Origin of the sequence: Rhodococcus sp. YL-1, assembly GCF_001942025.1 — a bacterium.
GTDB lineage: Bacteria > Actinomycetota > Actinomycetes > Mycobacteriales > Mycobacteriaceae > Rhodococcus_F > Rhodococcus_F qingshengii.
Map to the genome: position 1 here is coordinate 5,168,593 of NZ_CP017299.1, position 19,140 is coordinate 5,187,732.

At 62.1% G+C, this 19,140-nt stretch carries 17 protein-coding genes; 8 read left to right on the forward strand and 9 right to left on the reverse strand.

Translation table 11 applies throughout. The features are described 5' to 3' along the window. Positions 1-627 precede the first annotated feature (627 nt). Together BH682_RS23965 and BH682_RS23970 are read right to left on the reverse strand one after the other, a co-directional pair. Entirely contained in the window at positions 628-2,223 is a 1,596-nt protein-coding gene (locus tag BH682_RS23965) for an amidohydrolase (protein ID WP_075834323.1), read from the reverse strand. Beyond that, positions 2,220-3,179, reverse strand: a complete 960-nt coding sequence (locus tag BH682_RS23970; protein WP_058226217.1) for a DMT family transporter — start codon at positions 3,177-3,179, stop codon at positions 2,220-2,222. The genes BH682_RS23965 and BH682_RS23970 overlap by 4 nt, the downstream gene beginning before the upstream one ends. A 51-nt stretch (positions 3,180-3,230) precedes the next feature. Between BH682_RS23970 and BH682_RS23975 the strand changes: the two genes are divergently transcribed. Both BH682_RS23975 and BH682_RS23980 read left to right on the forward strand, forming a co-directional pair. Continuing rightward, a complete protein-coding gene (locus BH682_RS23975) occupies positions 3,231-3,788 on the forward strand; it encodes a TetR/AcrR family transcriptional regulator (RefSeq protein WP_021332048.1) in 558 nt (185 codons plus the stop codon). Between the two features lie 208 nt (positions 3,789-3,996). Then, positions 3,997-5,637, forward strand: a complete 1,641-nt coding sequence (locus tag BH682_RS23980; RefSeq protein WP_075834325.1) for an ABC-F family ATP-binding cassette domain-containing protein — start codon at positions 3,997-3,999, stop codon at positions 5,635-5,637. 68 nt (positions 5,638-5,705) lie between these two features. On the opposite strand, the gene BH682_RS23985 is transcribed toward BH682_RS23980, so the two are convergent. The 6 genes from BH682_RS23985 to BH682_RS24010 all read right to left on the reverse strand — a co-directional run bounded on the left by BH682_RS23985 (position 5,706) and on the right by BH682_RS24010 (position 11,175). Beyond that, positions 5,706-6,194 (reverse strand): nuclear transport factor 2 family protein, encoded by a 489-nt coding sequence (locus tag BH682_RS23985; protein WP_007731425.1) that lies wholly within the window; start codon positions 6,192-6,194, stop codon positions 5,706-5,708. 26 nt (positions 6,195-6,220) lie between these two features. Beyond that, entirely contained in the window at positions 6,221-7,534 is a 1,314-nt protein-coding gene (locus BH682_RS23990; protein WP_047271225.1) for an MFS transporter, read from the reverse strand. Between the two features lie 76 nt (positions 7,535-7,610). Further along, on the reverse strand, positions 7,611-9,068 hold the full coding sequence (locus BH682_RS23995) for an FAD-dependent oxidoreductase (RefSeq protein WP_003940616.1): 1,458 nt from the start codon (positions 9,066-9,068) through the stop codon (positions 7,611-7,613). Continuing rightward, positions 9,065-9,847: an SDR family NAD(P)-dependent oxidoreductase gene (locus BH682_RS24000; protein ID WP_039973229.1), complete on the reverse strand. Its 783-nt coding sequence runs from the start codon at positions 9,845-9,847 to the stop codon at positions 9,065-9,067. The genes BH682_RS23995 and BH682_RS24000 overlap by 4 nt, the downstream gene beginning before the upstream one ends. Further along, positions 9,840-10,676, reverse strand: a complete 837-nt coding sequence (locus BH682_RS24005) for an SDR family NAD(P)-dependent oxidoreductase (RefSeq protein ID WP_075834328.1) — start codon at positions 10,674-10,676, stop codon at positions 9,840-9,842. Before BH682_RS24005 ends, BH682_RS24000 begins: the two co-directional genes overlap by 8 nt. Positions 10,677-10,725: 49 nt before the next feature. Further along, positions 10,726-11,175 carry a nuclear transport factor 2 family protein gene (locus BH682_RS24010; RefSeq protein ID WP_075834330.1) on the reverse strand — a complete coding sequence of 150 codons (450 nt, stop codon included), beginning with the start codon at positions 11,173-11,175 and terminating at the stop codon, positions 10,726-10,728. A gap of 138 nt (positions 11,176-11,313) precedes the next feature. Between BH682_RS24010 and BH682_RS24015 the strand changes: the two genes are divergently transcribed. The 6 genes from BH682_RS24015 (at position 11,314) to BH682_RS24040 (ending at position 16,756) form a co-directional block, all read left to right on the forward strand. Next, entirely contained in the window at positions 11,314-12,036 is a 723-nt protein-coding gene (locus BH682_RS24015) for an IclR family transcriptional regulator (protein ID WP_003939719.1), read from the forward strand. 114 nt (positions 12,037-12,150) lie between these two features. After that, the gene (locus BH682_RS24020) at positions 12,151-13,116 is read left to right on the forward strand and encodes a pirin family protein (RefSeq protein ID WP_075834332.1); all 966 of its coding nucleotides are present in this window, start codon (positions 12,151-12,153) and stop codon (positions 13,114-13,116) included. Position 13,117: 1 nt separating this feature from the next. Further along, a complete protein-coding gene (locus BH682_RS24025; RefSeq protein ID WP_003939960.1) occupies positions 13,118-13,864 on the forward strand; it encodes a pirin family protein in 747 nt (248 codons plus the stop codon). A gap of 115 nt (positions 13,865-13,979) precedes the next feature. Beyond that, entirely contained in the window at positions 13,980-14,762 is a 783-nt protein-coding gene (locus BH682_RS24030; RefSeq protein WP_003940511.1) for a pirin family protein, read from the forward strand. A gap of 44 nt (positions 14,763-14,806) precedes the next feature. Then, on the forward strand, positions 14,807-15,733 hold the full coding sequence (locus BH682_RS24035; protein ID WP_058037708.1) for a PaaI family thioesterase: 927 nt from the start codon (positions 14,807-14,809) through the stop codon (positions 15,731-15,733). Positions 15,734-15,799: 66 nt separating this feature from the next. Next, the gene (locus BH682_RS24040; RefSeq protein WP_075834335.1) at positions 15,800-16,756 is read left to right on the forward strand and encodes an intradiol ring-cleavage dioxygenase; all 957 of its coding nucleotides are present in this window, start codon (positions 15,800-15,802) and stop codon (positions 16,754-16,756) included. A 13-nt stretch (positions 16,757-16,769) separates the two neighbouring features. On the opposite strand, the gene BH682_RS24045 is transcribed toward BH682_RS24040, so the two are convergent. Beyond that, positions 16,770-19,130 carry an ATP-binding cassette domain-containing protein gene (locus BH682_RS24045; RefSeq protein ID WP_058037707.1) on the reverse strand — a complete coding sequence of 787 codons (2,361 nt, stop codon included), beginning with the start codon at positions 19,128-19,130 and terminating at the stop codon, positions 16,770-16,772. Between the last annotated feature and the right edge of the window lie 10 nt (positions 19,131-19,140).

Below are 19,140 nucleotides of genomic sequence, written 5' to 3' on the forward strand. Positions count from 1 at the left end.
AGCTTGCGAGCCGAACCGTGACGCTGTGCATGCCCTCGCTCATACATAGCAACCGCTCCGCTTCGGATCAATTTTTATCACACGTATCAGCTTTTGTGGCGGTTTTACTGGTCAAACGTTCAGAAGGAATTTCGACATCCCTCAAGGGCTAATTCTGCACCCTGACCAGTACCGTTAGAAATAGTTAGCTGTGCATCGCAACTATTTACCAAAAAGTGTTCTGCGATCGAACGGGCGATTCATTCCGATCCAAACAAGAACAAGTTCTAGATACTCTTGGTATGTCCGGGAATCCACGAACGAACTCGCCGAGAACAGCGACCCTCGAGCAAACAGAAGGATCGAGCCGTTTCGAGACCCCCGCATTTCGTCCACTAGCGCCACGGACACGGGCGCCATCGATCGCTGCGCCCCGCCGGATCGGCCGGCCAGGACAAACTCTCGCGCGCTCCGAAACCAGCACTCCACCAATAACTTTGTCCGACCATCGAATCGCGACTGCCCGTTCTGCATCCAAAGCTGTGGGCCGGGAAGCAAATTCGCTCCCCGGCCCACGTGCATCTACAGTTGCGAAGCCGGTAAGGAGTTGACTACCGGCACCCAATCCCAAGGTAAAACGACGAGCATCTACGCCCCGAAGACGGTCTCACCTCCGACAACCGTGCGCAGGACCGACAGTTCATTCAAGTCTGTCGAATCGCTGCGCAGCGGATCTCCGTCGAGCACAACAAAATCCGCCAAAAGTCCCACCGCTATCCGACCTTTGTCCGATGACTCACCGGTGAGACGAGCGGCTGCGCTTGTGTAGCCGGCCAGCGCCTCGGACGCGGAAACCCGTTGCTCCGCACCCAGAACATGACCTTCTCGCGTCACACGATGTACGGCGGTGTTCATCGTGAAGAGCGGTTTCACTGGAGTGACAGGGCAGTCGCAATGCAGCGCGTAGGCAAGCCCCGCCGCCACGACCGACGCCACGGGGCTGATCCGCTCGCCGCGACCCGGTCCGAGAAAACGATCGCGGTGCCGGTCACCCCAGTAGTAGACGTGGTTCACGAAGATCGACGCCACCACCCCGAGTTCGACCATCCGCGCGATCTGATCTTCCCGCAACGTCTGAACGTGCTCGAGTCGATGCGAAACTTCGATGTCCGGGTGCGCCGTCCGTGCCGCTGCAATTGCGTCCAATGCAAAATCGATGGCCTGATCACCGTTGGTATGAATCGCAACCTGTCGGCCGACAGCGTGATGTTCCTCGACGAGTGCCCCGAGCGCACCTGCCGGGATTGCCATTCCGCCGCAGTGGCATCCGCCCAGATCGTGGTACGGCGCGGTCAGCGCAGCGGTGTGCAACTGAATCGACCCGTCCGAAATGAGTTTGACGCCGCCCACACGAACTCGCTCGGTCGGATCGGCGAGTTCACCCAACTGATCGTGAACCCCGTGGCCGAGATAGAGGCGCGCACGCAGCCTCAAGTCACCATCGGCGTCGAGTTGCCGGTACGCCTCGTACATCTCGGCCGTGACGTACATGTCGTGGAAACTCGTCACGCCCACCGACGCCATGACTTCCTGCGCCCGCAGCATCGCGATCTTGGACGCATCCGGGTTCATATCCGGAACAAGTCCGTGCACCAGAGACATTGCCGGAACCTCGCACAGTTCACCGGTGGGTACACCGTCGCTGTCCCGAACGATGACACCACCTTCCGGATCGACCGTGGTGGCATCGATCCCGGCCTTCTCCAGTGCGACCGAGTTGACATAGATTCCGTGAGCAGACAAGTGCCGCACCAGAATCGGATGATCGGTGGAAGCCTTGTCCAGATCAACCGCGGTCAGGCCTCGATCTTCCGCCACGAGGCTGTCGTCGAAGCCCCACGCTTCGATGGGCTCGCCAACTGGTGTGATCGCGGCCCGCGCGGCCAACGCCGTGATCAACTTCTCGATGGTCGGGCACGTATTCGTCGTTGCGTCGACCCCACTGAGCATCAAACCCCACATCATCGGATGAAGGTGCGTCTCGATGAACCCCGGCACAACCACCGCTCCGGCGAGATCGACAACGGAGGTTTCGGAATCGGTCAGCGCCGAGATCTCGGCGTCAGTTCCGAGGGCGACAAATCTGCCGTCCTTGACTGCCACAGCGGTCGCGTTGTCGCCGACCGCACCGTCCATGGCCCTGATGTCGCCGTTGATGTAGATGTGGTCAGCCGCAGTGGTCATACGCTTGTCTCCATTCGTTTTCCGACAACAGTCGTCGAGGATTTCTTCGCGGGTATCCGCGTCGCCACAACCACTCCGGCCAAAATCATTCCGGCACCCGCAAGTTGGACGAGAGTTGGGGTCTGCGCAAGCATCACCGCGCCGAACAACAGTGCTGACGCCGATTGCAACACGAGGCTGGCGGCGACTGCACTTGCAGGCAGACGCTGACTGGCGCTGGCTACCAGCAGCCACCCGATCACCTGAGATACCAACGCGAGCAGCACAAGCCAGCCTTGAGCTACGAGCGAAGGGGTCAGATCCAAAGTTCCACTCACGAGGCCGTATGCACCTGCCGTGAGGGCAGTGGCTCCCGTCGAGACGAACATCGGCAACGCCGTTCTGCCCGCCGCCCGAGTAGCCAGACCCATGAGGAAGATGTAGACCGCGTACGCGCCTGCGGCGATCACGGCAAACGACACTCCGACAGCAGGATTCGACCCGGTGAGCGTTGTGCTCGTCCCGGCTACCAGAGCAACTCCGACAAAGAGCAACGGAAGGCTGGCGACCAGTTCCCGGCCGATCCGTTGGCGCAGGACAACGTAGCCGAGGATTGCGACGAACAGCACCTGCAAATTCAGGATCACAGTCGAAAGACCTGCCCCGATCGAATGAATCGACTCGTGCCAGAGCACCAGATCGATTCCGAGGAACGCGCCGGCAAGTAGAGACTTCACGATCCAGGGCGCCGAGACCGAAGGCCGGGGTGACCGACGACGCTGAACGAGCACGAGCATGCCGAGAGGGATGAGCGCATAGAGACACCGAAAGAATGCACCCGTCGACGGAGACACTCCTGAGAGTTCGTAGAGCACCGAGGTCAACCCGAGGATGCATGCACCGGTGACGACTACGCGCAGGTCACGACGGCGTAGTTGATCGCCGGACGGCTCGCGCGGCGATACTTCATCACTCATGGTGATAATGTATCACCGACGCGAAGCCTGTCATACAGGGAAGATGCGTGCATGAGAACTCCGGTTACCCGTGAACGCGTGATCGCTGCCGCAGCCGATCTCGTCGACAGCAAAGGCGCCGACGCTCTGGTACTGAGTCAACTCGCCGAGACCCTCGACGTCCGGCAGTCAGCCCTGTACAAACACGTCGACGGGGTCGACGACGTCCACCATCAACTCAGCCTCCTCGCACGCAGCCTTCTCGCCGAACAACTGCGTGCCGCCGCGGTCGGTCTCTCGCGCGACGACGCCGTCATGGCGCTCGCGGACGCATGGCGTGCGTTCGTCCGAGTACACCCCGGGCTCTACGCCATCACCGACCGCTACCCCACTGCTCCGCATCCCGATCTGGTCTCCGCCGTCGGCGAGGTGGTCGACGTCATCAACAAGGTGATCGCGGGATACGGTCTGAGCCCGGATGATTCGGAGCAGGCGGCGTGGTCTCTTCGCAGTGCGCTGCACGGCTTCTGCATCCTCGAATCGGTAGAGGGACAACCGGCCGGCACCGACCCGGATCGGGTGTATCGACGACTGGTCGAACTTCTCTGCGCCGGTATTGCTCGTATGTAGATACCGGCTCCTGTTATCGTCGGATGAAACGACACAGACCAAAAAGGATCAGACATGGTTGGTGAACTCGACATCTCCGGATAAAACCGGGCATGACGGCCACCGGCAGACGCCTCGGAGCGCTGCCGTCGTGGCCATGTTGTCGTTCACTTACCCGACTCCTTGCGGAGCAGCGTTGCCGCGCCCGCACAACACCTGAGGTCTATTCATGTCCGATACCTACATCGTTTGCTCGAATCTGTCTTTTGCCTGGCCGGACGACACTCCGGTCTTCGACGAATTGTCATTCACCGTGCCCGGCGGCCGAACCGGGCTGGTGGCCCAGAACGGCGTCGGGAAAAGCACTCTGCTCAGATTGATCGCCGGCCAGTTGCGGCCGCGCGCCGGCAGTGTGTCCGTCGACGGCGTTCTCGGATACCTTCCGCAGGACCTGCCACTGACGGGCGATCTGACCATTGCCGAGGTCTTGGGCATCGCCCCGACGCTCGCTGCGTTGGACGCAGTCGAATCCGGGGACACACGAGAAGAACACTTCACGACAATCGGGTCCGACTGGGATATCGAGGAACGAACGCGAGCCCAACTCGGTCGACTCGGTTTGGCCGACATGACGTTCGATCGTCGCCTCGACACTCTGAGCGGCGGGCAGGTCGTCTCGCTCGGACTGGCGGCGCAACTCCTGCGACGCCCCGATGTCCTTCTCCTCGACGAACCCACCAACAACCTCGACCTGGACGCGCGCCGCAGGCTTTACGACGTTCTCGACGACTGGAGTGGTTGTCTGTTGGTGGTCAGTCACGATCGAGGACTACTCGACCGCATGGACCGCATCGCCGAACTTCACAGCGGCGAGATCAGCTTCTACGGTGGCAATTTCACCGACTACGAAGCCGCGGCACGCTCGGCTCGCGAAGTGGCGGAGAAGAACATCCGCAACGCCGAGCAAGAGGTCAAGCGCGAGAAGCGCGAACTGCAGCAGGCCCGAGAACGTGCTTCGCGACGCGCAAGTAACGCTGCCCGCAATCTCGGGAACGCGGGCTTGCCCAAGATCTTTGCGGGGACCATGAAGCGCAATGCTCAGGAGTCGGCAGGCAAGGCCAACGAGACACACCTCGCCCGGGTCGACGCGGCGAAGGACCGACTCGACAAAGCGGGCCGCGCTCTTCGAGACGACCAGACGATTTCACTCGAATTGCCTGGCACACATGTACCCGCCGGCCGGACGGTGTTCCTCGGTGAGCGAATGCAATTCGCGTTCGGTGATCATGCGATCTTCGCCGACTCCGGAATCGACCTGGTCATTCGAGGACCGGAGCGTATCGCGTTGACCGGGCCGAACGGCGTCGGAAAGTCGACGTTGCTACGCATCGTCAACGGGGATGTGGCGCCGACTTCCGGTGAGATCACGCGAGCCGACGGTCGAGTGGCATACCTGTCGCAGAGGCTCGACCTACTCGACCCCGCACGCACCGTCGCAGAGAACTTTGCCTTGTCTGCTCCAGGCCTACCGGCACCGGAACGCATGAACATCCTGGCGCGCTTCCTCTTTCGGGGTGCGGGTGCTCATCTTCCCGTCGCTGCACTCTCGGGCGGTGAACGACTGCGGGCTACATTGGCGTGCGTTCTCTTCGCCGATCCGGCCCCGCAGCTGCTTCTTCTCGACGAGCCGACCAACAACCTCGACTTGGTGAGCGTTGCTCAACTCGAAAGTGCCCTGAATGCATATCAGGGGGCGTTCGTGGTGGTCAGCCACGACGAGAGATTCCTGGCCGAGGTCAAGGTCGAACGCTGGCTCAGGCTCTCGGACGGCCGTTTGACCGAGGTCGCCGCACCAGGCGCATTGGGCTGACACGAGAAGTGAACAGGCGAAAGGCCTTCACACACGATGTGTGTGAAGGCCTTCGTCTGCACTACTGGTCAAGGCGTCCTGGTGTACACCGGATCGTCGAAGGATCGACGTTGCGTCACCCAGTCCGTGGACAGGATGTTCTCGATCACGTCTTCACGGGATTCGTCGAACACGACAATCCGATCGGCGATTCGCCATTCACCATGGCGCCTTTCGAACCTGTCGACGTAACGGCATTTGATCGTCGCAAGCGTCTGCACCGTATCCGTACCGGAACGCTCTTGCCGCAGAAAGCACAAACAGTACGACTCGCAATGAGCGACATCGCCGTTGACGTCGATCAGTATGTTGGAAATGCAGTGAATCGACGAGTCGATCGTCTTGTGTCTGAGCTTCATGTCTTCGATCAGCCCATCGACGGTTCCGATGTAACCACCGTGGTTGTCTATCGCGTCGTCGAAGTAGCAGAGGGCCACGCTGTCGAAATCCTTCCGATCGACGGCCCGAGCGTAGCGATACAGAACTTCGGTGATTTCTTGCTTGTCAGCGAGGGACACGGTCAGGCTCCTGTTCTACCCGATGATCAATCAACCTGCAGTTCAACACCCTTGGTCTCCTCGATGAAGAAGACCGTGACGAGGGTGATCACCGCACAGAAGACGAAGTATCCAGCCGGAGCGAGAGAGTTGCCGGTCAAGCTGATGAGATAGGTGGCGATGAAAGGCGCGGTGCCACCGAGGAACATGTTGGTGACGTTGTTACCCAATGCCAGACCGCTGTACCGCACAGATGCTTTCAGCATTTCGACATAGGTCACGTACGAAGCACCGTTGACAACGGAAACGCAGATGAAGAGCACCGACTGACCGACAACCGCCTGCCAGATGCCAGAACCGGCCATCATCATGAACATCGGGATTCCGAGAACCACTGCGGCGGCACTACCGGCGAACAGCACCGGCCGACGCCCGTACTTATCTGCCATGTATCCCGAGATCGGCAACGTGATGACGCCGAGAACCAGTGCAAGAGAAGTGGAAAGGAAAGCAACGCGCGACGAATGACCGCCGGTGGTCTGCAGGTACGTCGCGGCATACACCGAGGCGATGTAGTAACCGCCGGTGATGAGTGCGCCCAGCAGGATGATCTTGACGACGCTGCCACCGGAGGTGCTGAGCAACTCACGGATGGGAAGCTTCTTGGTCTCACCCTTGTCCTGCAGTTCTTCGAACTGAGGAGTGTCTTCCATCTGGCTGCGGATCCAGATACCGATGCCACCGATCAGCAGGCTGAGCAGGAACGGGATACGCCAAGCCCATTCGAGGATCTGCTCTTGCGAGAACACCGACGTCAGGCCGAGGGCCATGAGCGAAGCTGCCAGCGAACCCAGGTAGGTGCCGGTATTGACCATCGAGGTCTGCGTCGCACGCCACCGTTTGGGAGCGGACTCGGAGACGAACGCGTTGGCGCCGCCGAGTTCACCGCCGGCCGCGAAGCCCTGCAGGCAACGAGCCAGAACCAGGATGGACGTCGCCCACACACCCAACGTGGCGTAAGTCGGCAGCAGGCCCATTCCGGCTGTCGCGAGAACCATCAGGAGGATGGTCCAGGACAGCGCGTTCTTGCGGCCGTACTTGTCGCCGATGTGGCCGAAGAAGATGCCGCCGGGCACGCGTAGGAAGAAGGCCACGGCGAATGCTGCAAAGGTACCGAGCAGTGCTGCGTTCGGGTCATGGGAAACGAAGAACAGCGCGGCGATCGTCGTGGCCATGTATCCGTAGATACCGAAGTCGTAGTACTCGACGACGGTACCGACGATGGCCGCGCGAATTACCTTCGTCGTCGACTGTCGTTCGGTTGCCACGCTGCTGCCCTCGGTGGATTCGGCTCTCGCCATGGTCTCATTCTCTGACATGTTGTTCCCTGCCTGGATTGGATACTGACTGGATTCGGTGCCGCGCAGACGTCGGACGTCAGGAGTGCGCGATGGAATGGACCGGTGCGCTCTCAGCGCTGGTCCTGGTGTAATTCGCCGCATTACGTCCCGCTACGCGGCCCATGGTCAAAGCGTTGGCAACCGCATTGCCGCCGCCCACGTATCTCAGTCCGAGGATTCCGGCGCCGGCCTCACCTGCGGCGTACAGACCCTCGATAGGTACTCCGGTGCTGCCGAGCACGGCCGCATCGGTGTTGATCTCCATTCCCGCATGCGTACAGACGAGCTCTGCCGGAAGGATTTTCGCGGCATAGAACGGAGCTGTCGCAATAGGATCCGGATTGCCGACGGCACCCTTGTTCCGCAACGTGCGATGGCGGAGGAAGTCGTCGTCGTGACCGCTGGGCAGTTGGTCGTTCCATCGACGCAGGGTTTGCGCCAACGTCGCAACCGGAACACCCGTAGCCACTGCGAGGTCTTCGATCGTGTCCGCACGAATCGTGCCACCGGCGGCAACTTCTTCCTCGATGCGTTCGGGATTCCAATCCGCATATCCTGGAGCCAGATTCACGCGAGCGTTCTCGTCGAAGATCATCCAACCGTATCCACCCTGATGGTCGATGATGCCGGTCGAGACCGCGTACGAGCTGTCCTCGTCCATGAAACGACGGCCGTCCTGGTTGACGTAGATCCGCGACTTCGGCGGAAAGCCGGCCTGCCAGTGGTGGAATCGCTGGAAGTAGACGGTGGGCAGCATCAGACCCCAGCCGTCGCCCGCCAGGGAAGCACCGAGGTCTTCGGCAAAACGAAGATGGTCTCCGCGGCTCCCCTCGGCTGCGACGACGAACAAGGCCTCTCCGGCCTTGTTCGCGTCCGGGAAGTGGCGTTCCACCAAACCCGGATCTTGCGCGAATCCACCGGAGGCAACAACGACGGCGCCCGCAGGCACCTCGATGTCGTCGGCGACAACGCCGACAACCCGACCGTCTTCCTCGATCAGCTTCTGCACCCGTGTTCCGAAGATGACCTCGATCCCGTGCTTACGACGAGCCTTGTCCAGCACCTGAATCAGTCCGTATCCCTGGTCCTTGGGCACGTGGCCGCGCCAGACGTCCTCGACGCCGGCTTGGGCGAGTCCCGGCTGGTGAGCGTTACCCGAGATCGCCGCGGGAATCTCGACGCCGAGTCCGATGAGCCATTCCAGTGTCGGACCGGCGTTTTCGCAGAACGCACGAATCAATCCGGGTGAGAGCATCCACTGGTTGAGGTCCATGTAGTGCTGGAAGAACTTCTCTGCCGAGTCGTCGACGCCGAGGCCGGCCTGCACGCTCGTTCCGGCGGCCGTGAAGATGCCGGCCGACAGCGCGGTGGATCCACCGAGTTCGGTTTCGGATTCGAACAGCAGAACGGATGCGCCTTCTTCAGCTGCCGACACCGCAGCGGCGAGACCTGCTCCGCCGCCACCGATGACAACGACGTCCCAGTGCTCGGTCATGAAAGTTCTCCAGTCTCCGCGATGATGCGGTGGTAAAGACCGTTCGACACCAACCCGCCGTCGACAGTGAGTTCCGTACCGGTGGTGTAGGTCGAACTGTTCGAGAGCAGGAACAGCACTGCTTCGGTGATCTCGTCGAGAGTTCCCATGCGTCCGAAGGGAACCGACTTCAGTGACGCGGCGACGAAGTCGTTCGCGCCGCCGAGCAGCGCCGTACCGACCAGTCCCGGGTGCACCGAGTTGACGCGAATCCCCCACTGCGCGAAGTTACCTGCGGCCGACTTCGACAGACCGGTCAGACCCCACTTGCTCGACGAGTAAGCCGGAGAGAAGTATCCGATCTGACCGGCGATGGACGAGATGTTGACGATCGATCCGCCACCACTCTCGCGCATCAGCGGCGCCACCGCCTTCATACCGTAGAACGGGCCGAAGAGGTTGATCTTCATGGTCAGTTCCCAGATGTCGTTCGGGGTGTCCATGAATTCGAGCCGACGCGAGATGCCGGCGTTGTTGACCAGTCCGCCGAGTTCCCCACGGGTGGTGCGAATTTCGTCGACAACCCGGTCCCAGGCATCGACATCGGTGACGTCGAGAATATGAGCGGACGCCGATCCGCCTGCGGCGACGATGTCGTCGACCACGCCGGATGAATCCGAAACATCGGCAATGCAGACATGCGAACCGCGCGCGGCGAGAGTGCGCGCGTGATGCGCCCCCATCCCGGCAGCACCGCCGGTAACGAGAACGACGCCGGGATATGTCGTGGACTCAGACATGCCGCGAACCACCGTCCACCGCAATGCTGTGCCCGGTGACGTAACGCGCGCTGTCCGAGAGCAGGAACAGCAGCGGGCCGAAGACCTCTTCGGGCGAGCCCAGACGATGCAGTGGTACCGCGTCGAGCGCCTTCGCGAGCGCGATCGGATCTTCCTGGACCCACTTCGTCATCGCCGTGTCGATGTAGCCGGGTGCAATGGAGTTGACCCGAATACCCTTGTCGCCGAACTCCACTGCGAGAGACTCCGTGAGGTGCGCAACGGCAGCTTTCGACGTGCAGTATGCGCCTCTCCCCTTCCGCACACGCAGCGCAGACACCGAAGACATGTTGACGATGGCGCCGCCGGGACCGAGGTGACGTGCCGCCGCCTGAGCACCGTAGAGCACTCCCTCGACATTGACACTCAGCGTTGCGCCGATCTGCTCCGGGGTGATCTCCTCGGCCAGCGCAAACGGGAAGATACCCGCATTGTTGATCCAGAAATCAACCCGGCCGAACTCCTTCAACGCCAACTGCGCAAGCAATTCATGCTCGTCGGGCTTGGTGACGTCGACCCGAGCTCCGACGACGCGACCCGGCTTGTCCGCCAGTGCATTCGATTCGAGGTCCGTGTTGATTCGTGCGGCCGTGGCGAGCATCTGCTCTTCGTTGATGTCGGCGCCGACGACATGTACGCCGCGCGTTGCCAGTCCTTCGGCGAACGTCGCACCCATACCCTGAGCCGCGCCGGTCACCACTGCGACCTTGCCTGCCAACTCCGGGTACACCGCCGACATCTGCGTCACAACGGTACGGCCCGGGTTCGTCTGGTCAGAGCTTTCGGTCATGATGTACTTCTCCTACTGAATATTGTTGTGCAAGAAACATTTCGGTACTTCAAGCTTGTTCGGACGCTCGGGGCGCGTCGTCGCGGGAAACGGTGCGGCGGGCGATCTTCCACTCCTCACCGACCCGAACCACGTGATCTGTGACAGTTGTCATCCGCACCAGTCGCGAGTCTCCGCCGCGAGCGGTGGCAACGATCTGCAGGTACCCGTGCACTGTGAGAGCACTCTCGTCCACCGCCTCGACGACGAGATTGGTCAGAACGTGGCGATGCACTTCGTCGGTAGCTTCCGCCGCCGCGAAGAAGCGAGCAGCAAAAGCCGCAAGGGCGTCGAAACCGACCACGGGTTCCGGATAACTGGGGGAATGAAACTCACCACCATCGGTGAATGTCTGCGCCCAATCCTGCTGGCGCCCAGAGTCTATGCAATGACTCTGGCGGCCGTACAGCTGGTGGATTGCGGCAACGTCCTCCGTTGCCACGACGCTGCAGTTGCTCATGAAGGTTCTCTCCGAACACGCTGTGCTGCATCCACCCGAAGGTTGTGCAGCTCCGTAAAGTGTGCGATAATCGCACACACTGTGCGATATGTTCAAAGCGTAGGTGGCATACCTCACAAACGTCAAGAAAGGGATTTGATGTCAGAGCTGAGCGAGGAACACCGACCGCGCAAAAGCGCAGTTCAAGTGGACTCCAGCATGTCGAAAACGCTGCACCACGGACTCGAGATCCTGGAACTCCTGACGTCCTATCCGCACGGCTTGTCGGTCACCGACATCGCCGACGGAGTGGGAGTCCACCGAACCGTCGCACATCGGTTGATCCGCACGCTCGAGGCTCATCACCTGTGCCGCAAGGACTCCTTCAAGCGCGTCACTCTCGGCGCCGGCCTGGTCACCCTCGCCGAACCGGTGGAACAGGATTTGCGCACTCTCGCTCGCCCGATACTTCAAGAACTTGCCGAGGCCACCGAGGCGACAGCGCACCTGGTGGTCCGCGAGAGCGATACCGAAGTGCGCGCGCTGATGGTGGTCGAACCACGCAGCGCCAAGGTTCACGTCGCGTTTCATCCAGGGCAGGTCGATCCGATCGACCGCGGCTCCGCCGGGCTTTCCATCCTTGCCTCACTCCCGCCGACGAGCGGGGAACGAGAGGAAGTGACGGCGGCACGCGCACGCGGCTACGCAGTGACCGTCGGCGAGGTCATCCCGTCCGTCCTGGGAATCTCGGCGGTGATCCCCGGCCGACGCCGCGACGCCATCTCCAGCCTCGGAATTTCCGTCTTCGACTCCGAGGACCAAGCAGCGCTGGGCGCCGAGGTCATGGCAGCTGCAAAGACCCTTGGCAGCATGTTGCGCTGATCCGAACACCAGTCGAGCCCCGGGAATACCCGGGGCTCGACTTTGTTGACTCCGAATGAGATAGTTGAACAATCAACTACCTGAGATCAGCTTCACCGATACAAGGAGTACGACATGCCTGCTGTGACAGTCGAGAACATCTTGGCCCTGCCCCGTCTCGACGAGCCGGCAGAGTCAGCAGTCGACCGCCCTGTCAAGAGCATCACCACCGCACCGGTCGGATACGAAGGTGAAGGCTTTCCCGTTCACCGCGCCTTCGCCGGCATCGACCTCTCCGCCCTCGATCCCTTCATCCACATGGACCAGATGGGCGAAGTCAACTACGCACCCGGAGAACCCAAGGGCACACCGTGGCACCCGCACCGCGGCTTCGAAACCGTGACCTACATGATCGACGGCATCATGGAGCACCAGGACTCCAACGGTGGCGGTGGCATTATCGGCGGCGGCGACACCCAGTGGATGACCGCGGGTGGCGGCATCCTCCACATCGAAACTCCGCCGGAGCACCTCGTCCTCAGCGGCGGCCTTTTCCACGGCGTCCAACTGTGGGTCAACCTGCCTCGCGACAACAAGATGGCATCTCCGCGGTACCAGGACATCACCGGTAACAAGGTGGCCCTGCTTTCCTCGCCGGACGGCGGAGCCATGGTACGCGTCATCGCCGGAGACATCGCCGGCCACGCCGGACCCGGTTCGACGTACACACCGATCGCGCTCTCCCACACGACTGTGGCCCCGGGTGCGAGCCTGACGCTTCCGTGGAACCCCGAGTTCAACGCGATCGTCTACGTGCTCGCCGGCGAAGGCACGGTCGGGGCAGAGCGTCGGCCCATTCGTGTCGGACAGACAGCTGTCTTCGGACGCGGTGACTCCATCACCGTCGCCGCCTCCGATCGCCAGGATTCACGGACCGAATCTCTCGAGGTATTCATCCTCGGCGGCAAACCGATTCGTGAGCCCATCGCGATGGCCGGGCCGTTCGTCATGAACACCAAGTCCGAGGTCATGCAGGCCTTCGAGGACTTCCAGGCCGGACGCCTGGGATCCATCCCGGCGGCACACGAGACGCTGAGCTGACATGTCGTCGGTAGTCGTCCAGCGAGCTGACGAACGTGCGCATCTCAACTACGGCTGGCTCACGGCGCGTCACAGTTTCCCCTTCGCCGGAAACTTCGATCACGCCGCGTACGCGCATGGACTTCTGTTGGTGAACAACGACGACATCATCGAAGCCGACTACGGTTTCGACACTCATCAGCACCGCGACACCGAGATCGTGACGTGGGTGCTCAGCGGATCTCTGGTTCACCAGGATTCCGCTGGGCACTCCGGGGTCATCCATCGCGGACTCGCGCAGAGAATGAGCGCCGGTACCGGAATCCTGCACTCCGAGCGCAACGATCGCTTCCGGGCCGACGGCTCGCGTGTCACCGAGCCCGTTCACCTCGTCCAGATGTGGATACCCCCGGACGAATCCGGAGTGACTCCGAGCTATCAGGAACTCGACATCAACTCCGAACTCGACGGCGGTGGCCTGATCACCCTGGCGTCGGGGATGCCCGCGCATCGCGACCACAGCGCGATCAGCTTGCACAACAAACATGCGGCACTGCATGTTGCTCGCCTCGAGACCGGTGGGTCGGTATCTCTCCCGGATGCGCCGTACGTGCACGGCTTCATCGCCGGTGGCACTGTCGACGTCGAGGGAGTCGGATTGCTCGGTCCGGGAGATTCGTTGCGACTCAAGGATACTGGCGGTCAACGAGTCGAGGGAATCGGCGATGCGGAGATACTCGTATGGGAGATGCACGCGTCGACGAACTGACGACACCACCGAGTACGCCCAATGTTCGGACTACACAGCAGGTTCGTCGTAGGGTGGATGCCGGTAGTGGCGGATCCCGATTGTGGTGGATCCCGGTGGTACAGAAGGAGGAGCCATGGCATCTGGTCGAGCACAGGCCCCACGGACGACACCGCACATCGATGTGCACCGCTCCGGCGATCGCTTGAAATCCCGCGTCTCCTGGCTGGATTCGAAACATTCGTTCTCGTTCGGACAGCACTACGATCCGGACAACACTCATCACGGATTGCTGCTCGTCAACAACGACGACACCGTACTGGCGGGAACCGGTTTCGACACCCATCCGCACAAGGACATGGAAATCGTGACCTGGGTGCTTCGCGGTTCGCTCGTGCACCAGGATTCCATCGGCCACACCGGCGTCATCTATCCGGGACTCGCCCAGCGCATGAGCGCCGGTACCGGAATCATGCACAGTGAGAAGAACGATTCGTGGCGTATCGGCGGCGAACAGCATTCCGACCCCGTGCATTTCATTCAGATGTGGGTGGTACCGGACGAAGGTGGACTGACCCCCGGTTACGAACAGCTCGAGATCGACGACGAACTGCTGCGCGGCGGTCTGATCCCGGTTGCCTCCGGGATGGAGCGCTACAAGGATCATTCGGCGATTCGCATCAACAACAAGAACGCCGCCATGCATGTCGCACGCATTCTGCCGGGCACCTCCGTGAATCTTCCGGGCGCACGGTTCCTGCACGTCTTCGTCGCGCAGGGCACTGCCGAGATGGAGGGCGTCGGCACACTGTACGAGGGCGATGCTGTCCGGTTGAGCGATTCGGGTGGCCAGCAGCTGACCTCCGACGCCGGGGCCGAAGTCCTCGTCTGGGAGATGCATTCACGTATCGGTGGTTGAGACCCGGTCTCGGTAGGACTCGGCGCGCTGGAGATACTCGACGGATGAGCATCGACAACTCCGCCGCGCCCGTCAAGAAGCTTGACCCACTCAACACATTGATGGGTGTGCGCGCCGTTTCGGTCGAGCCCGGGGACCTGGCCTTCGCGCAGGCCGTCGGCGAGCGATTCCACGATCACCGTGGCAAGACCGTGCTCGGTTCCATCGGAGTCATGATCGACGGTGCCATGGGTGGCGCGGTGTACTCGGGACTGACCTCGGGCCATCAGTCCGTGCTCGCGCAGGTCACGGTCAGTGCGGGCGCCGACATCCCCGACATCGCGGACGTCGGTGCCACCGGAACACTCGTGCATCTCGACGACGGCGTCGGACTCGCATCCGGGCAACTTCGCGACGAGAACGGCACCCTTCTGGCAGTGATGGCTGGTCGCGCCATGGTGGTCTCGCGTCCCCCCGTCGTGGGAATCGACGACTACGTAGAGGGCGAGCCGCTGCCCGTCCCGACGCCGGAGAAGACAAGCAACCTGAGCGGGTTGTCCGGGTCCGACGTCGTCGAAGGAATCCGCGACGGCAAACTCGAACGCGGTCCACTCGCCGGACTCCTCGATCTTGCTGTCGTCGACGTGACCCCGGGTTCCGTCGTCGGTGAGTTCGCACCCGTGGCCTGGATGGCCAACCCGTTGGGCGCCGTTCAGGGCGGTGTCCTCATCTCGGCAGTCGACGCCATCACTGGCCTGTCTGCCCAGACCCTGACCAGCGTCGACCAGGACTATCGCGTCCTCGACCACAAGATCGACTTCCTGCGCTCACCCGACATCGGCGGGCCGGTCTTGCGCGCCGAGGCCTCCGTGATTCGTGCCGGGCGCAGGCTCGCGCTGATCGAAACTCGCATCGTCGACGCCGGCGGACAGGTCTATGTGCGGGCCACTTCGAGCATTCAGATGCTCTCCCAGCAAGTTCACAGCGGATAACCAGTTCCGCACCAGGTCGCCCGTCCACCATTGAGACAACAGCCCACACAATGGAGGTACAGCGGCGTGAACAAAGACATCGAAGCGAGCAGGCTGCGCGTGAGCCGTCGGCGGGCTCTCGCCCTCGGCGGTACCATCAGTCTCGGCGGGCTCATCGCAGCGTGCTCCGGCAACAGTGGCACCGCCACGACGACTTCGGCTGCGGCTGCGGCTGCGTCGACGACAACCACTTCCGGCACTTCCGCCGCGGCCACGTCCGGCGACGCTGTCACCGCACTTCTGGCCAAAGCACCGCAGTGTGTCATGAGCAAGGAAGAGACGCAGGGTCCCTACTGGTTCGACGTCGACTCCATTCGCGGCGACATCCGCGAGGACCGTCCGGGCACCACGCTGCAGGTTGCGATGCGCGTGCAGGACAACAGCCAGTGCAACGTCGACGGCAGCATCGGCGCGGTCAGTAACGCCGTCGTCGAGATCTGGCACTGCGACGCCGGCGGCGTGTACTCCGGCTTCGAATCCGGTTCGCTGAGCGCCAACGGCGGCGGCGGTGGCGGAACTCCCCCGGCCGGCGGGATGGGTGAACCTCCGTCAGGTGCACCCGGAGGCGGAATGGGCGGTGGCATGGGAGGGTCCGGTGAGACCTCCGACGGTTCGTACAGTGTCGGCGACACCGAAGCCACCACCACCGACGACGGCACCTATCTGCGCGGGGCGCAGACCACCGATGCAAACGGCATCGCACAGTTCACCACGATCTTCCCCGGCTGGTACATGGGCCGCACCACCCACATCCACGTCAAGGTTCACATCGACAAGAAGACGGTCCTCACGTCGCAGACCTTCTTCGACGAGACCCTTCTCGACGAGGTGTACTCGCAGTCCCCGTACAGCGAGCACACCGGTCGTGAGAACAACACGAACAACGCCAGTGACGGCATCTACGACGACACCGGCCTCATGACCGTCGAAAAGCAGTCGGACGGGTCCTACCTCGCCGTCATCAACCTGGGTATCGACGCCTGAGGTAGGAGCCCGGTCAGCTGCCGACGTATGCCGCGAGGTGCTTTCCGGTGAGTGTGGAGCCGTCTGCGACGAGCTCCTCGGGAGTGCCCTCGAAGACGATCCGACCGCCGTCGTGACCGGCACCAGGGCCGAGGTCGATGATCCAGTCTGCGTGTGCCATCACCGCTTGGTGGTGCTCGATCACGATGACTGACTTACCGGAATCGACCAGTCGATCGAGCAGGCCGAGCAACTGCTCGACGTCGGCCAGGTGCAGTCCGGTGGTCGGCTCGTCGAGGACGTACACGCCGCCCTTCTCACCCAGGTGGGTTGCCAGCTTGATGCGCTGACGCTCACCGCCCGACAGCGTCGTCAACGGCTGGCCGATCGTGAGGTATCCGAGCCCCACGTCGACCAGTCGGACGAGGATCTTGTGCGCAGCGAGGGTCTTGGCCTCACCGTCGCCGAAGAACTCCTCGGCCTCGGCCACCGACATCGTGAGAACCTCGTTGATGTCCTTGCCACCGAATTTGTATTCGAGTACCTCGGCTTGGAAGCGCTTGCCCTCGCACTCCTCGCAGAGAGTGGCAACGCCGGCCATCATCGCCAGGTCGCTGTAGATGACGCCGTTGCCGTTGCACGTCGGGCAGGCGCCCTCGGAGTTGGCACTGAACAGCGCCGGCTTCACGCCGTTGGCCTTGGCGAATGCCTTGCGGATCGGGTCGAGCAGCCCCGTGTACGTCGCCGGGTTGCTCCGACGCGAGCCGCGGATCGCACTCTGATCGACCGACACCACGTCTTCGCGTTTCGCGAGCGAGCCGTGGATCAGCGAACTCTTGCCCGACCCTGCCACACCGGTCACCACGACCAGTACGCCGAGCGGTACGTCGACGTCTACATCTTGGAGGTTGTGTGAGTTCGCTCCACGAATCTCGATTGCGCCAGTGGATTCGCGCACGGTCTCCTTGATTGCGGCCCGGTCGTCGAAGTGACGGCCGGTGACGGTGTCGCTGGCACGAAGGCCCTCGACGGTGCCCTCGAAGCAGACGTTTCCGCCGGCGCTACCCGCACCCGGACCGAGGTCGACGATGTGGTCGGCGATCACGATCGTCTCCGGCTTGTGCTCGACCACGAGCACGGTGTTGCCCTTGTCGCGCAGGCGCAGCAGTAGGTCGTTCATCCTCGCGATGTCGTGCGGATGCAGGCCGGTGGTGGGCTCGTCGAAAACATACGTGATGTCGGTGAGCGAGGAACCCAGGTGACGAATCATCTTGGTGCGCTGAGCTTCACCGCCGGAGAGGGTTCCCGACGGCCGATCGAGACTGAGGTAGCCGAGTCCGATCTCCACGAACGAGTCGAGCGTTTCACCGAGCGTCGTGAGCAACGGCGCGACCGAAGGCTCCTTCAGTCCGCTGACCCATTCCGCGAGATCGCTGATCTGCATCGAGCAGGCGTCGGCGATGTTGACGCCCTTGATCTTCGACGACCGCGCCCCCTCGCTCAGTCGCGTCCCGTCGCATTCGGGGCAGGTGGTGAACGTGATCGCCCGCTCGACGAAAGCCCGGATGTGGGGCTGCATCGCGTCGACGTCCTTGGCCAGGAACGACTTCTGAATCTGCGGAATCAGACCCGTGTACGTCAGGTTGATGCCTTCGACCTTGATCTTGGTCGGCTCTTTGTAGAGCAGATCGTTCAGTTCCTTCTTGGTGTACTTCTTGATCGGCTTGTCGGGATCGAAGAAGCCGCAGCCGCGATAGATCCGGCCGTACCAACCCTCCATGCTGTAACCGGGCACCGTGATCGCACTCTCGTTGAGCGACTTGGTGTCGTCGTACAACGCGGTCAGATCGAAATCGTTGACCGCCCCTCGTCCCTCACACCGCGGACACATGCCGCCGGTGATCTTGAAGCTGCGACGCTCTTTCGTCTGACGTCCGCCGCGTTCCATCGTGACCGCGCCTGCTCCGGAGATCGAGGCCACGTTGAACGAAAACGCCTGAGGCGAACCGATGTGAGGCTTTCCGAGACGGCTGAACAGGATGCGGAGCATCGCGTTGGCGTCGGTGGCGGTTCCGACGGTCGAGCGCGGGTCGACTCCCATCCGCTGCTGATCGACGATGATCGCGGTGGTCAGGCCGTCGAGAACATCGACGTCCGGCCGCGCGAGCGTCGGCATGAAGCCTTGAACGAAAGCGCTGTAGGTCTCGTTGATCATCCGCTGCGATTCCGCGGCGATCGTACTGAACACCAGCGAACTCTTCCCCGAACCGGAGACGCCGGTGAATACCGTCAGCCTCCGCTTCGGGATCTCGACACTGATGTCTTCGAGGTTGTTCACCCGCGCGCCTTGCACGCGGATCAAATCGTGGCTGTCTGCGGTGTGCAAGGCAGTCATCGTGTCTCCA